14 protein-coding genes are annotated in these 14,584 nt (G+C 64.7%); 10 read left to right on the forward strand and 4 right to left on the reverse strand.

The features are described 5' to 3' along the window. The first annotated feature begins 61 nt into the window (after positions 1–61). From paaA to CE_RS03510, 9 genes are all read left to right on the forward strand, one after another. Entirely contained in the window at positions 62–1,039 is a 978-nt protein-coding gene (gene paaA / locus CE_RS03470) for a 1,2-phenylacetyl-CoA epoxidase subunit PaaA (protein ID WP_006769654.1), read from the forward strand. Positions 1,040–1,066: 27 nt separating this feature from the next. Beyond that, positions 1,067–1,354: a 1,2-phenylacetyl-CoA epoxidase subunit PaaB gene (gene paaB / locus CE_RS03475; protein WP_006769653.1), complete on the forward strand. Its 288-nt coding sequence runs from the start codon at positions 1,067–1,069 to the stop codon at positions 1,352–1,354. Then, positions 1,351–2,187 carry a 1,2-phenylacetyl-CoA epoxidase subunit PaaC gene (gene paaC / locus CE_RS03480; protein WP_006769652.1) on the forward strand — a complete coding sequence of 279 codons (837 nt, stop codon included), beginning with the start codon at positions 1,351–1,353 and terminating at the stop codon, positions 2,185–2,187. Before paaB ends, paaC begins: the two co-directional genes overlap by 4 nt. Before the next feature lie 45 nt (positions 2,188–2,232). Further along, a complete protein-coding gene (gene paaD, locus CE_RS03485; protein WP_006769651.1) occupies positions 2,233–2,775 on the forward strand; it encodes a 1,2-phenylacetyl-CoA epoxidase subunit PaaD in 543 nt (180 codons plus the stop codon). Continuing rightward, positions 2,775–3,926: a 1,2-phenylacetyl-CoA epoxidase subunit PaaE gene (gene paaE, locus CE_RS03490; RefSeq protein ID WP_006769650.1), complete on the forward strand. Its 1,152-nt coding sequence runs from the start codon at positions 2,775–2,777 to the stop codon at positions 3,924–3,926. Before paaD ends, paaE begins: the two co-directional genes overlap by 1 nt. 77 nt (positions 3,927–4,003) lie before the next feature. Then, complete coding sequence (locus tag CE_RS03495) at positions 4,004–4,774, forward strand: enoyl-CoA hydratase/isomerase family protein (RefSeq protein ID WP_006769649.1); 771 nt, start codon at positions 4,004–4,006, stop codon at positions 4,772–4,774. 77 nt (positions 4,775–4,851) lie between these two features. Then, the gene (locus CE_RS03500) at positions 4,852–6,057 is read left to right on the forward strand and encodes an acetyl-CoA C-acyltransferase (RefSeq protein WP_006769648.1); all 1,206 of its coding nucleotides are present in this window, start codon (positions 4,852–4,854) and stop codon (positions 6,055–6,057) included. Positions 6,058–6,101: 44 nt separating this feature from the next. Next, complete coding sequence (locus CE_RS03505; RefSeq protein ID WP_006769647.1) at positions 6,102–6,902, forward strand: enoyl-CoA hydratase/isomerase family protein; 801 nt, start codon at positions 6,102–6,104, stop codon at positions 6,900–6,902. Between the two features lie 15 nt (positions 6,903–6,917). Then, complete coding sequence (locus tag CE_RS03510) at positions 6,918–7,802, forward strand: 3-hydroxyacyl-CoA dehydrogenase family protein (RefSeq protein WP_006769646.1); 885 nt, start codon at positions 6,918–6,920, stop codon at positions 7,800–7,802. On the opposite strand, the gene CE_RS03515 is transcribed toward CE_RS03510, so the two are convergent. Further along, a complete protein-coding gene (locus tag CE_RS03515) occupies positions 7,799–8,191 on the reverse strand; it encodes a PaaI family thioesterase (RefSeq protein WP_173362563.1) in 393 nt (130 codons plus the stop codon). The genes CE_RS03510 and CE_RS03515 overlap by 4 nt on opposite strands. Positions 8,192–8,334: 143 nt before the next feature. On the opposite strand from CE_RS03515, the gene paaZ reads away from it, so the two are divergent. Further along, complete coding sequence (gene paaZ, locus CE_RS03520) at positions 8,335–10,452, forward strand: phenylacetic acid degradation bifunctional protein PaaZ (RefSeq protein ID WP_006769644.1); 2,118 nt, start codon at positions 8,335–8,337, stop codon at positions 10,450–10,452. A gap of 118 nt (positions 10,453–10,570) precedes the next feature. Here the strand turns inward: paaZ and CE_RS03525 are convergent, their stop codons facing one another. The 3 genes from CE_RS03525 to CE_RS03535 all read right to left on the reverse strand — a co-directional run bounded on the left by CE_RS03525 (position 10,571) and on the right by CE_RS03535 (position 14,495). Beyond that, entirely contained in the window at positions 10,571–11,704 is a 1,134-nt protein-coding gene (locus CE_RS03525; RefSeq protein ID WP_035109711.1) for a homoserine O-acetyltransferase MetX, read from the reverse strand. A gap of 232 nt (positions 11,705–11,936) precedes the next feature. Then, positions 11,937–13,253, reverse strand: coding sequence for an O-acetylhomoserine/O-acetylserine sulfhydrylase (locus tag CE_RS03530; RefSeq protein WP_006769642.1), 1,317 nt, complete (start codon positions 13,251–13,253; stop codon positions 11,937–11,939). 510 nt (positions 13,254–13,763) lie between these two features. Next, positions 13,764–14,495 (reverse strand): hypothetical protein, encoded by a 732-nt coding sequence (locus tag CE_RS03535; RefSeq protein WP_006769640.1) that lies wholly within the window; start codon positions 14,493–14,495, stop codon positions 13,764–13,766. Positions 14,496–14,584 lie beyond the last annotated feature (89 nt).

The following is a 14,584-nucleotide window of genomic DNA, read 5'->3' on the forward strand; positions in this document are numbered from 1 at the left end:
CTTCCTTCGCCCGAGAGCGGCGAACCTGCGGGTAGACCGCGACACTACGAGGAGGACCCTCATGACGACAGCCACACAGCAGCTGACATCCACCGATGATGTCCAGGCCCAGGAGCACTTCGATGCTCTCATCGCCCAGGATTCCCGCATCGAGCCCACCGACTGGATGCCAGCCGCCTACCGTAAGACCCTGACCCGTCAGATCTCCCAGCACGCACATTCCGAGATCATCGGCATGCAGCCGGAGGCCAACTGGATCACCCGCGCACCATCGCTCAAGCGCAAGGCCATTCTCATGGCCAAGGTCCAGGACGAAGCCGGCCACGGACTCTACCTCTACTCCGCAGCCGAGACCCTCGGCACCGGCCGCGATGAGCTGGTGGACCAGCTGCTCAGCGGCAAGGCGAAGTACTCATCCATCTTCAACTACCCGGCACGCACCTGGGCCGACATCGGAGCCATCGGCTGGCTTGTCGACGGCGCCGCCATCGCCAACCAGGTCCCACTGTGCCGCGCCTCCTACGCACCCTACGGTCGCGCCATGGTCCGTATCTGTAAGGAGGAGTCCTTCCACCAGCGCCAGGGTTGGGAGATCCTCTACGAACTGGCCAACGGCACCCCGGAGCAGAAGCAGATGGCCCAGGAGTCGATCAACCGCTTCTACGGGCCGGCCCTGCAGATGTTCGGCCCACCGGATGAGGATTCCCCGAACTCCCAGCAGTCCATGGCCTGGAAGATCAAGCGTTTCAGCAACGATGAACTGCGTCAGCGCTTCGTCGACATGATCGTTCCGCAGGCGGAGGAACTCGGTCTCCACTTCGAGGACCCGGACCTGAAGTGGAACGAGGAACGCGGCCACTACGACTACGGCCAGCTCGACTGGGATGAATTCAAGTCCGTCATCAACGGCGAGGGGCCCTGCAACGTCCAGCGTATGCAGCGCCGTCGTCAGGCATTCAACGATGGAGCCTGGGTTCGCGAGGCGGCCGCCGCCTACGCCGAGCGTCAGCGCCCAGCCGCCACCCGCCTCACCGCCTAAACCGCCCCATATATAAGGAGAAACATCATGTCCAACAAGTCGTGGCCCATGTGGGAAGTGTTCGTCCGCACCTCCCGTGGCCTCTCCCACGTCCATGCCGGTTCCCTGCACGCAGCTGACGCCACCATGGCACTGCGTAACGCCCGCGATCTGTACACCCGCCGCAATGAGGGAACCTCCGTGTGGGTTGTTCTCGCCGAGGCCGTTGTGTCCTCCGATCCCGATTCCAAGGGTGGCTTCTTCGAGTCCTCCCAGGGCAAGAACTACCGCCATGCCACCTACTACTCCAAGGCCGAGGGGGTGCCACACCTGTGAGCAGCTTCGCATCCGTTGATTCCGCGACCCGCCAGACCCAGGGCGACGGCATCACAGCAGAAGACATCCAGGCCGCCGGCGCCGTCGCAACCGAGGACGTGGCCAACTACGCAGTCTCCCTCGGCGACGACGCTCTCATGCTGGCACAGCGCCTGGGCTGGTGGATCTCCCGTGCACCCGAGATGGAAGAGGATATCGCGATCGGCAACATCGCCCTCGACCTGGTGGGACATGCACGATTCCTCTACAGCTACGCCGGCACCGCCTGGAACAAGACCGAGGATGATCTCGCCTACTTCCGCGATGAGGAGGAGTTCCGCTCCGCCCGCCTGACCGAAACCGAAAACGGTGACTTCGGCCAGACCATTGCCCGCCAGCTGCTGATGTCCCATTACTTCCTGGGCCTCTACACCGCACTGGAGAACTCGACCGATGAGACCCTCGCCGCCATCGCGGCGAAGGCCGTCAAGGAGATCGAGTATCACGCAGACCACGCCAACCAGTGGACCCTGCGCCTGGGTCTGGGCACCGAGGAGTCCCACCGCCGTATCAGCGAGGGCCTCTACTACATGTGGCCGTACGTGGCGGAGCTCTTCGAGGATCTGCCGATCCACACCAAACTCGCCGAGACCGGCGAGGCGGTTCTCCCCTCCAGCCTCTGGGATGAGTTCCACCGCAACATCTCCTACGTCCTCGAGGAGGCCGGCCTGGAGATCCCGCAGGTACCCTTCGCACGCAGCAGCCAGCGCACCGGCAAGTACAACGAGTACCGCGGTTACATCCTGGCCGAGATGCAGTCCCTGGCCCGGCGCCACCCGGGCGCCACCTGGTAACTAATCACACCCCGTATATCCGCACCCCATATATAAGGAGCAACCGTGGACACCACTGAAACTGTGATTCACCCCCTGCGACCGGCCACGGCAGCAGAAGCAGAGCTGTGGGATCTCGCAGCGACTGTGCCTGACCCGGAGATCCCGGTGATTTCCATCGCCGATCTGGGCATCCTGCGTGGTGCCCGGTTCGAGGGGACCACCGCTGTCATCACCATCACCCCGACCTACTCCGGCTGCCCGGCCATGGACCGGATCACCAGTGATGTCAGGGAGGCGCTCCAGGGTGCCGGATATGAGGATTCCAGGGTCGAGCTGGTGCTCCAGCCGGCCTGGAGCACTGACTGGATGACCGAGCAGGGACGTCAGCAACTGCGTGACTATGGCATCGCCCCACCTGCCCGCCGCACTGATGATGAGGGCAGCAGGGTGGTCCGTCTGACCCTCATGCGTCCTGAGACCATCGCCTGCCCCCAGTGTTCCTCCACCAATACCCGCAAGCTCAGCCACTTCGGCTCGACCTCGTGCAAGTCCCTCTACAACTGCCTGGACTGCCTCGAGCCCTTCGACTACTTCAAGGTGCACTAATGACTACTCCCACCATCTCCAAGCAAAAGGCAAAGTTCAACGCCCTCACCGTTTCAGAGGTGCGCCGACTCACCGACGACGCCGTCGAGATCAGCTTCGAGGTTCCTGAGGAACTCCAGGCGGACTACGACTACATCCCTGGCCAGTACGTGGCACTGCGCACCCAGCTCGACGGCGCCGAGGTACGCAGGTCCTACTCCATCTGCGACATCCCACGTCCGGGCACCATCCGGGTCGCGGTGAAGAAAAACCTCGGTGGATTGTTCTCCACCTGGGCCAATGAGGAGCTCAAGGCCGGTGACACCCTTGAGGTCATGAACCCCCAGGGCGGATTCACCTCCAAGACCCATGTCACCTCCCTCAATGATGCCGAGACCATCGCCCAGGAGGCCGGCAACAACCACCTGGTCGCCGTTGCCGCCGGCTCCGGTATCACCCCGATCATGGCCATCGCCCAGACCGTGCTGGCGGAGAACCCCAAGGCCACCTTCGAGATCGTCTACGCCAACAAGGGCGGAGCCGATGTCATGTTCGCCGAGGAGATCGGTGACCTGAAGGACAAGTACCCCCAGCGGTTCGCGGTTCACCACGTCCTCTCCCGTGAGCAGCGCGTCAATCCGCTGTTCTCCGGGCGCATTGACGACGAGAAGCTGAACTTGCTGCTCGATCAGGTGCTGCGCACCGACGAGGTCAAGGAATGGTTCCTCTGTGGCCCCTTCGAACTGGTCCAGCTGTGCCGTGATGAACTCGAGGGCAGGGGAGTGGACTCCGCCAACGTCCGCTTCGAGCTGTTCACCACCGGCAAGCCCGGTGACGGCCCCGGCCAGGGCAACACCGGACGCCCTGTCATCGCCGACCCGGAGGGTGACAACATCACCATCTCCTTCACCCTTGATGGACTGTCCGGCACCATCGAATCCCCCTCCAGCGCCCGCGAATCCGTGCTCAATGCCGCACTCCGTGCCCGCCCGGATGTTCCCTTCGCCTGCGCCGGCGGTGTCTGCGGCACCTGCCGCGCCAAGGTCATCGAAGGTGAGTACGAGATGGAGGAGAACTACGCCCTGGAACCCGATGAGGTTGAGGCCGGTTATGTCCTGACCTGCCAGACCCGACCCAAGGGTGACACCCTGGTCGTGGACTACGACGCATAGACGACGCATAGACGACGCATAGACGACGCATAGACGACGCATAGACACAGCACACATACGCAAGGGAGTAACAGTCCATGATTGACCTGCACATCGAGAACAACACCGCCGAGATCGTCCTGAACAACCCCCAGGCCCGCAATGCCCTGGCAGAAGCCGATCTCAAGGATCTGTCGGCCGCCTACACCGAGGCCGAGGTTCGCGGGGTGCGGGCTCTCATCCTCCGGGGCGAGGGTAAGGGGTTCTGTGCGGGCCGCAACATCCGCGGTGTGGTCCCGGCTGAGGACGACGCCACCGATTACCTGGCCAACAAGGTCACCCCGGTGTTGAAGCAGATGAGCAACTTCCCGGCACCGACCTTCGCCGCCGTGCAGGGTGCCTGCCTGGGTGTGGGACTGGGCCTGGTGATCGCCACCGACATTGTCTACGTGGCCGAGGACGCCAGATTCGGGTCCCCGTTCGCCAACCTGGGCGCCACCCTGGATTCCGGTGGGCACGCCCTCTTCTTCGAGCGTCTCGGTGCGCACCGCGCCATGGACCTCATTGTCACCGGGGATCTCATCTCCGGTGCGGAGGCGGTGCAGGCGGGTCTGTTCTCCCGTGCCATCCCTGCTGACCAGCTCCTGGAGGTCACCCGGGAGGCTGCCCACAAGGCGGCCACCGGGGCCACCCGCGCATTCCTCACCAGCCGCGCACTCATCCAGGATCTGCGCGATCAGCGCGTCGGCCTGTGGGAGTCGGTGGAGAAGGAGAACATCGCCCAGGGTGAGATGTGCTCCTCGGCTGATTACGCGGAGGGTTTCGCCGCGTTCAACGAAAAGCGTCCCCCGGTATTCGCTGGCCGTTAGGCTGACGGCAACGCCCGGTAGGACGGGCGTCGACAAGCACTCTGCACACCGCAACAAACCCAAGGAGCTCCCCACCCATGTCCACCCCCAATGCGTATCTGGTTTCCGGCCGTCGAACCCCTGTCGGACGGTACGGTGGCGCCCTGTCCGCCGTGCGTCCCGATGATCTGGCGGCACTGACCATCAAGGCAGTCGTCGAGGAGGCCGGCATCGATCCGGCGGCCGTGGATGAGGTCATCTTCGGCAACGCCAACGGCGCCGGTGAGGAAAACCGCAATGTGGCACGCATGGCGTGGCTGCTGGCCGGGTACCCGGATTCCGTCCCCGGCATCACCGTCAACCGTCTGTGCGCGTCGGGTATGTCCGCGATCACCATGGCAGCGAACATGATCAAGGCCGGTGAGGCTGACATCGTCGTGGCCGGTGGCGTGGAATCGATGTCACGGGCGCCCTGGGTCCAGGAGAAACCGACAACCGCCTTCGCCAAGCCGGGACAGATCTTTGACACCTCCATCGGCTGGCGTTTCACCAACCCGGTGTTCGCGGCCCAGGAGAAGACCACCTACTCCATGCCGGAGACCGCGGAGGAGGTCGCCCGCGTGAAGAACATCAGCCGCGAGGACGCCGACGCCTTCGCCGTGGAGTCCCAGCGCCGCGCCGTGGAGGCCATCAAGGCGGGACGTTTCAACTCGGAGATCGTCCCCGTCGAGGTCAAGGGCCGCAAGGGCCAGGTCACCGTCGTGGATACCGATGAGGGACCCCGCGAGAGAACCACCGCCGAGGTGTTGGCCAAGCTGCGCCCTGTCGTGGGTGGGGGAGAGGTGGTCACCGCCGGTAACTCCTCCTCCCTCAATGACGGTGCCTCGGCGATCCTGGTGGTCTCCGAGCGTGCCCTCGAGAAATACGGCCTCACCGCCCGCGCCCGCGTGGTCGGTGGTGCCAGCGTCGGACTGGCCCCGGAGATCATGGGTATGGGCCCGGTCCCGGCCACCAGGAAGGTGCTGGAACGCGCCGACTGGTCCATCGATGATGTGGATGCCGTGGAACTGAATGAGGCCTTCGCCTCCCAGTCCCTGGCCTGCATCCGCGAACTGGGACTGGACACCGACAAGGTCAACACCTGGGGTGGCGCCATCGCACTGGGGCACCCGCTGGGTTCCTCCGGTGCGCGCATCACCATCACCCTGCTCAACAGACTCGAGCAGGAGGGCGGCACGAAGGGTGTCGCCACCATGTGCATCGGTGTCGGCCAGGGTGCCGCCATCGCCATCGAGAAGGTTTAGCAGAACCCCTCCCCGGGACGACCCAGAAAAGGTAAGAACATTCCATGACCACCTCTATGACATCAGACACCACAACCACCGCCCTGAACGGTGATTTCAACGCACTGACCCTCACCGAGACCGACACCTACCTCCTGGTGGAGATCACCCGCCCTGAGGTCCGCAACGCCATCGATGAGACCATGGTCAGTGAACTCCATGAGGTGTGCTCCTACCTCGAACTCAATCCCAAGATCCTCATCATCACCGGTTGCGAGGCCAACGGCAAGGGCATCTTCGTGTCCGGTGCCGACATCGGCCAGATGCGCGACCGACGCCGCGATGACGCCCTGCGCGGCATCAACAACATGCTCTTCCACCGCATCGCCCAGCTGCCGGCCCCGGTCATCGCGGCGGTGGACGGCTACGCACTCGGTGGGGGTATGGAACTGGCGCTGGCCGCCGATTTCCGTCTCGCCACCCCGGGCGCCAAGTTCGGTCAGCCGGAGGCGGGTCTCGGCATCATCGCGGCCGCCGGTGGCCTGTGGCGGCTGAAAGCCCTGATCGGGGAGGCCGTGGCCAAGGAGATCCTCCTGGCGGGCAAGATCCTCGACGGAAATGAGGCCCTCGCCGTCCACCTGGTCACCGAGGTGCACAAACCCGCGGAGCTTCTCGACGCCGCCCTCGCCCTCGCCGGCCGCATCGCCAAGCTCGATCCCCTCGCCGTGCGCATCTCCAAGCAGGTCATGGCGATGCCAGCCGGCGCCCACCCCCAGGTGGACAACATCGCCCAGGCGATCCTCTTTGAATCCGAGGCCAAGTTCGACCGGATGCAGGCCTTCCTCGACCGCAAGAAGAACAAGTAAGCAGGAGACACACCCATGACCAGCCCAGCAGACACCTTCAACCTCACCTTCGATTCCACCGACGCCGGTGTACCCACCGTGGTGGGCGTGCTCGGCGGTGGCCGGATGGGCGCAGGTATCGCCCATTCCTTCCTGGCCGCCGGTGCGCATGTCACCGTGGTGGACATCAACGACGCCGCGGTCGAGGCCGCACGCGAACGCATCACCAACGACATCGAGGGGTCCATCAAACGTGGTGCCGAAGGCACGGTGGAGCAGTGGCTGGACCGCCTCACCCTGAGCACCGACACCGCAGCCTTCGCCGATCACCCCGTGGTGGTCGAGGCAGTGCCGGAGATCATCGATCTCAAGGCGGATTCCTTCCGGAAGATCGCCGCGGCCGCACCGGGTGCGGTCATCGCCACCAACACCTCCTCACTGTCGGTGAGCGATCTCGCCCTGTCCGTGGACAACCCCGTCATCGGTCTGCACTACTTCAACCCGGTACCGGCGTCGAAGCTGGTGGAGGTCGTGGTGGCTGACTCCACCCCGGAGGCCCTGGTGGATCTGGCACGCGAGTGGGTCGCCGGTCTGGGCAAGACCCCGATCGTGGTCAAGGACGCGCCGGGCTTCGCCTCCTCCCGTCTGGGTGTGGCCATCGCACTCGAGGCGATCCGCATGGTGGAGGAGGGTGTGGCCTCCCCGGAGGACATCGACAACGCCATGGTGCTGGGGTACAAGTTCCCCGTCGGCCCGCTCAAGCTCACCGACATCGTAGGCCTGGATGTGCGCCTGGGCATCGCCGAGTACCTCGAGTCCACCCTCGGTGAGCGCTTTGCGCCACCGCAGCTCATGCGCGACATGGTCGCGCGTGGTGAGCTGGGCCGGAAGTCCGGCCGCGGCTTCTACGACTACAGCTAGCGCTTATCGACGACCATATTCGTGATCCGCGCAGTACAGAGGCGGTCACCATCCTCATTGGTGATGACCACCTCGTGGCTGCACACCGAGCGGCCCAGGCGGATCGCGGTGGCGGTGGCGGTGACCAGCCCGTCCCGGCTGGACTTGTGGTGCGTGGCATTGATGTCCACGCCCACGCACACCTTGCCCATCGTGGAGGCGTGGATGACGGCGGCCCAGCTGCCCACCGCCTCGGCCAGGGACACCATCGCACCACCGTGCAGCAGCCCCAGTGACTGGCGGTTGCCCTCCACCGGCATCGTGGCCACCACCCGTTCGGCGGATTCCTCGATGACCTTGACACCCATCTTCTCATCCAGTTCGCCGAGAACGATCTTCCAGGGTTCCATCTTCTTCAACTCCTTCGCGTGAATTATTGTGAAAGACCCTCTGGTGCTTTCCACATTTGTGACTATACTAACAGTAATTACTGACCGGCCGTTCGGTAACTAACACTTGTTCGGCCCTATCTTCCCGAAAGGAAACAGGACCAATGACCACTGCTCATACCGACACCCAGTCTGCTACCACCGCCACCCTCGACCGTGAGGTGGCCATCGTCCCCAGTTACCTCAGCGGCCAGTGGGTCACCCCTGACAACCCCACCCGCATCGCCGAGGTCGCGGATGCCTCCACCGGTGAGATCGTGGCCCGGGTGTCCACCGACGGGCTGGATATCGGCGCAGCGGTCGCCTACGCCCGTGACATGGGCCAGAAGAACCTGCGCGAACTCACCCTCCACGAGCGCGCCCTGAAGCTCAAGGAGCTGGCGCTCTACCTCTCCGAGCACAAGCAGGAACTCTACGAGATCGCCTACTGCACCGGCGCCACCAAGCGCGACAACGGTGTGGATATCGACGGCGGCATCTCCACCCTGTTCACCTACTCCTCCAAGGGACGCCGTGAACTGCCCAACGCCGATGTGATCATCGACGGCCCCACCGAGGTCCTGTCCAAGGACTCATCCTTCCAGGGCACCCACATCTACACCCCGCTGCCGGGTGTCGCAGTCCAGATCAACGCCTTCAACTTCCCCGTCTGGGGCATGCTGGAGAAGTTCGCACCGTCCTTCATCGCCGGTGTGCCCTCCCTGGTCAAGCCGGCCACCCCGACCGGTTATGTCACCCAGGCCTGCGTGCGACTGATGGTGGAGTCCGGCATCCTGCCCGAGGGCTCCATCCAGCTGATCTCCGGTTCCGCCCGTGACCTGCTCGACCACCTGGACTACCGCGACCACGTCGCCTTCACCGGTTCCGCAACCACCGCCGCCACCCTACGCGCACACGACAATGTCCAGCACGCCGGCCTGCGTTTCAGCGCCGAGGCCGACTCCGTCAACGCCGCCATCCTCGGTGAGGATGCCACCCCGGACACCCCGGAGTTCGACGCCTACGTCAAGACCCTCTTCAACGAACTGACCTCCAAGGCCGGCCAGAAGTGCACCGCCGTGCGCCGCGCGATCGTGCCCACCGGGCTTATCGACGACGTGGCCTTCGCCCTCGCGGACCGCATCACCGCCAAGATCGTCGTCGGGGACCCGCGCGATGAGAAGACCACCATGGGACCGGTGGTCTCCGTGGAGCAACGTGATGATGTGGCGGCAGCCGTCGACAAGCTCATTGCCGCCGGTGGCACCGTGCGCCTCGGTGGCCCGGAGGAGCTCGACGGTGCGTTCTTCGCCCCGACCATCCTCACCTTCGACAACGCCGACGCCGACGCCGTGCACGACACCGAGGCCTTCGGTCCGGTTGTCTCCATCATCGGCTACAGCGACACCGCCGACGCCATCCGCCTGGCCGCCCGCGGACAGGGGTCCCTGGTCGCCTCCGTGATCACCCACGACCCGGCCCTGGCCAACCAGTTCGCCATGGGCATCGCCGCCCACCACGGCCGCCTGCACTTCCTCGACCGTGACGACGCCCGCACCTCCACCGGCCACGGCTCCCCGCTGCCGCACCTCATCCACGGCGGCCCGGGCCGCGCCGGTGGTGGCGAGGAGCTCGGTGGCATCCGTGGTGTCAAGCATTACATGCAGCGCACCGCTATCCAGGGCACCCCGGACCACCTCACCGCCATCACCGGCCAGTGGCACCGCGGTGCCGCCGTCAACCGCGTCACCCGCGCGGATGTCACCGCCGGCACCGGCGTGCACCCCTTCCGCAAGGACCTGGCCACCCTGCGCATCGGCGACCAGTTCGCCTCCGACCTGCGCAAGGTCAGCCTCGAGGAGATCCTCGAATTCGCCGAGAAGACCGGCGACACCTTCTACGCACACGTGGACGAGGAGGCCGCCATGGCCAACCCGTTCTTCCCACGTCGCGTCGCCCACGGCTACCTGTTGGTCTCCTGGGCCGCCGGTCTCTTCGTCGAGCCGCAGCCGGGCCCGGTGCTGGCCAACTACGGCCTGGAGAACCTCCGTTTCATCACCCCGGTGACCTACGACGACTCCATCCGCGTGGAGCTGACCGCCAAGCGCATCACCCCGCGCGTCACCGATGACTACGGTGAGGTCTGCTGGGATGCCGTGCTGTACAACCAGAACGATGAGATCGTCGCCAGCTACGACGTGCTCACCCTCGCCGAGAAGGTGGACACCCTCTACAAGAAGTAACGTGCCCCGCTGCCTCTGCTGAGGCAGATTACACGGCGACACAGGACCTGAGCTCCGCCCCCTTCAAGGGGGTCGGAGCTCAGGTCTTTCAGCCCTGTGCCCCGGGTGGACGGCCTATCTAGATGAAGAACTCGATATAGGTCGAGGGGTTGTCTTCATCAGGGGAGATGAGACTGAAGAAATTCCGCAGGATGCGGTCCATCTGACGGGATTCGGTGAGGAAGGCGTCATGGCCGACCGGTGAGACGATCTTGGCCATGGCCAGCAGATTGCCCAGGTTGCGGGAGAGGTGTTCCTGCTGGTGGTAGGGGTAGAGGATGTCGGTATCCACACCGGCAACCATGACGGGGATGGTGATGGACTCCAGTGCCTTGTTCAGGCCCCCGCGGCCGCGGCCGATGTCGTGGCGGTTGAGTGCGTCGGTGAGGGTGACATAGGAGCCGGCGTCGAAACGTTTGACCAGTTTGTCGGCCTGGTGGTCGAGGTAGGATTCCACGGCGAAACGCTGATCGGGCCTGCGGTAGGGGCCGAGTGGATTCTCGCCCTTCTGTGGCTGGGTGCCGAAACGTTCGTCGATCTCCAGCTCACCGCGGTAGGTGAGGTGGGCGATGCGACGGGCGGCGCCGAGACCCTTGGAGGGATTGCACCCGGATTCGTAGTAGTTGCCCTCATGCCAGTGGTGGTCGTTTTCAATCGCCATGATCTGTGCGGACTGGATGCCGATCTGCCAGGCGCTGGCGCGGGCGGACACCGCCAGGACCGCGGCCGCATCCACCACATCCGGGAACATGGCTGCCCATTCCAGGGTCCGGGCACCACCCATGGACCCGCCGAGCACCGCCTTGACCCGGGTGATGCCGATGGCATCGAGGAACTGTTTCTCCGCCTTGACCTGGTCCCGGATGTCGGTGGCGGGGAAACGGCTGCCCCAGAACCCGCCGTCCGGGTGCTGGGAGGAGGGGCCGGTGGATCCGTTGCAGCCACCCAGCACATTGGTGCAGATCACGCAGTAGAGGTCCGTGTCGATCGCCTTGCCCGGTCCCACCAGGTCACACCACCAGTCGGCGGCATTGGAATCACCGGTCAGGGCATGTTCAATGAGGACCACGTTGGTTGACCCGTCGGCGTTCTCCTCATATTCGCCCCAGCGGTGGTAGGCGATGGTGACATCCGGGATGAGGGCACCGGCTTCCGTCCGGATGTCACCGATCTGCTGCGTGGCGAGCTGACCTTCGGGGGCAAGTTGTGGCATCGGGAATTCCGCCTGTTCAGACTGTGGGAGCATCGTTGAGGTTCGCTGGGTGGGAGCCCCGGGGGTGGGAACTCGGGCCAAGTTTATATGGACAGCTCTGTCTAGGCCAGTTTCCGGTGGTCTTTCATGCAGGACTCCCGCGGGGTGGGACTGAATGTAGCGATGCCCCGCCTGTGGGGCGCGCGCGACAACGCGTCCCCACCGGCAGGGCATCAGTCAAACCGCGGACAACCTAGATGGCTGCGAAACCACGCTCGAGGTCGGCGATGATGTCCTCGACGTTCTCGATACCCACCGACAGGCGCACGGTGCCCTGGGTGATACCGGCGCGGGCCAGGCCGGCCTCATCCGACTGGGAGTGGGTGGTGGTGGCCGGGTGGACCACCAGGGAGCGCACATCACCGATGTTGGCCAGGTTGGAGTGCAGCTTGAGTGCGTCGATGAAGGCCCAGGCCTCGTCCTTGCCGCCGGCGAGCTCGAAGGTGAGCACGGAACCGGTGTACTTCAGGCCCAGCTTCTCCTTGGTGGCGTACCACGGGGAATCCGGCAGGCCGGCGAAGTGCACCTTGGTCACCTTCTCGTGGTTGTTGAGGAACTCGGCGACCTTGATGGCGTTTTCGTTGTGTCGCTCCAGGCGCAGGGAGAGGGTATCCAGGCCCTGGTTGGTGACCCACGCGTTGAAGGGGGAGGGGGCGGCACCGGTGTCGCGGAGCAGGCCGACGCGGGCCTTGAGGCCGAAGGCCGGGGCGCCCAGGTCGGCGTACTTCAGGCCGTGGTAGGCGGGGTCCGGGGTGACGAAGTCGGGGAAGACGGGCTTGCCGTCACGCTCGACGGTCCAGTCGAACTTGCCGCCGTCGACAAGCGCACCGCCGAGGGCGGAACCGTTGCCGGTGTAGAACTTGGTCAGGGAGGCGACGACGATGTCCGCACCCAGTTCGATCGGGCGGACCAGGGCGGCGGTGGCGATGGTGTTGTCGACGATCAGGGGCACCTGGTTGCGGTGTGCGACCTCGGAGACAGCTGGGATGTCCAGGACATCGGCCTGCGGGTTGGCGAAGGTCTCACCGAAGAAGGCGATGGTGTTGTCGCGCACCGCAGCCTGCCAGGACTCGGGATCATCCGGATTCTCCACGAAGGTGAACTCAATGCCCAGGCGCTTGAGAGTGACCAGGAAGAGGGTCTCGGTGCCACCGTAGAGACGCGGTGAGGTCACCACATGGGAACCTGCGCCACCGAGGTTGAGGATGGCTGCGGTGGTCGCGGCCTGGCCGGAGGCGAAGAAGACGGTGTGGGCGCCGCCCTCGAGGTTGTTGATGCGGTTCTCCACGGCCTCAACGGTCGGGTTGGTCAGGCGGGTATACACCGGGCCGAGGTCCTCCAGGGCGAAACGCTGCTTGGCGTGCTCGGCGGAGTCGAAGACGAAGGCCGTGGTGAGGTGGATCGGCAGGTTGCGGGACCCGGTGTCGGAATCCACCGGCTGACCGGCGTGGATGGAACGGGTCTCAAAGCCCCAGCCGGAGACATCGGAGTTGTCGTATTTCGGTGCCATGTCTTTTCATCCTCTGTTGAAGTATCGGGGGTGGTTGTTCGTCGGTAAGCCCGGGGCGCCCCACGTCGGTGGTGCCGGAAAGGCAATACCCGCTACCCTAATGAACCGCTCGGTCTAGTGCAATAGACCGAGCGGTTCGGCCCCCGCATGGGGTGGGTGGACGGACAACTTTCGGCGTTAGTGACCCTCAAATCCGCGGACACCACGACAGATGATGTCCCGGTCCACACTAACGTCACTGACCTCCCGGTGGGTGGGAAACCGGCAGAAAAGTCACCCACCACCCAGGTGATCCTGTGCCCACCGAACGTAGGTACCGGCGCGCCCGCTGCTGCTGAGCTTGTCGTACGCTTATCGACGCACAACCACCCCGACCCTCCCCCGTTGAGGTGCCGGGGTGGTTCGTATTGATGGGGGTTGTTGACAAAAAGTGTTGTTCTGCGTCAGAAACAGGCATTGTCAACCCCCTCCTGAGCACAAAACAACACTTTTTGTCAGCCGCTCCCCGGATCAGCCTCCGTGCCGGGTGGTTTTCCGGGAATTACCCCACGCCCGGACACCCAGCGCCACCAGGGTCAGGACAATGGCACCACCCAGGATCAGGTACTGCAGCGGGATGGGGCGGGCATCATCGATCGCATCCACGCAAGCCTGGAAATCCTCGCGCAGTTCGAACTGCGTCTGGTTGTAATCGCCGGTGCGCTCGGAGAACACCTCGGCACGGATCTCAGCAAGTCGGGTACCGGCGTCCGCGGCCTGGTCGAGTTGGTGCTGCACATTGGCCGCCGGGTCCTCGGGGATGTCGGCGATGATCTGCTGGGCCTCGTCATAGGTGTAGTCGGTCTGGAACCGCTGCCGGTTCTGCAGGTCCACCACCTCGGGGTCGGTGCGGGATTCAGGTAGCAGCATGGCCAGGCCCTCACCGGCGTCGATTGCATCCAGCCGTCTCTGGAGATCGGCTGCGGAGGGGGCTACCGGGTCCTCGGCGATGAAGGCCTCGATGTCGTTCTTGAGGCCGGGGTCCTGTGCATCCAGTTCGGTCAGGCGCTGCTCACGGACATCGGCCTCCAGGTCATCCCAGAACCTGATCACGCTGGAGTTGTCATTCTGGCTGGCCACGCAGGTTTCCCGGTCGGTGTCCGCGGTGATGGTGTCTGCGACGGCAACGGGGGTGCCCAGCGCAGCGATCAGACCCACGGCGGAAACGGCGGACAGGATGGCGGGGACACGGGGGCTGTTCATCTCACCATTATCACCGAAGTGTTCACTCCAGTGCCAGAAACGGCCGACGGCCACGATCCCCCGTGGGCGGGGGAGCGTGGCCGTCGGCT

Source organism: Corynebacterium efficiens YS-314 (assembly GCF_000011305.1).
In the GTDB taxonomy this organism is placed as follows: Bacteria; Actinomycetota; Actinomycetes; order Mycobacteriales; family Mycobacteriaceae; genus Corynebacterium; species Corynebacterium efficiens.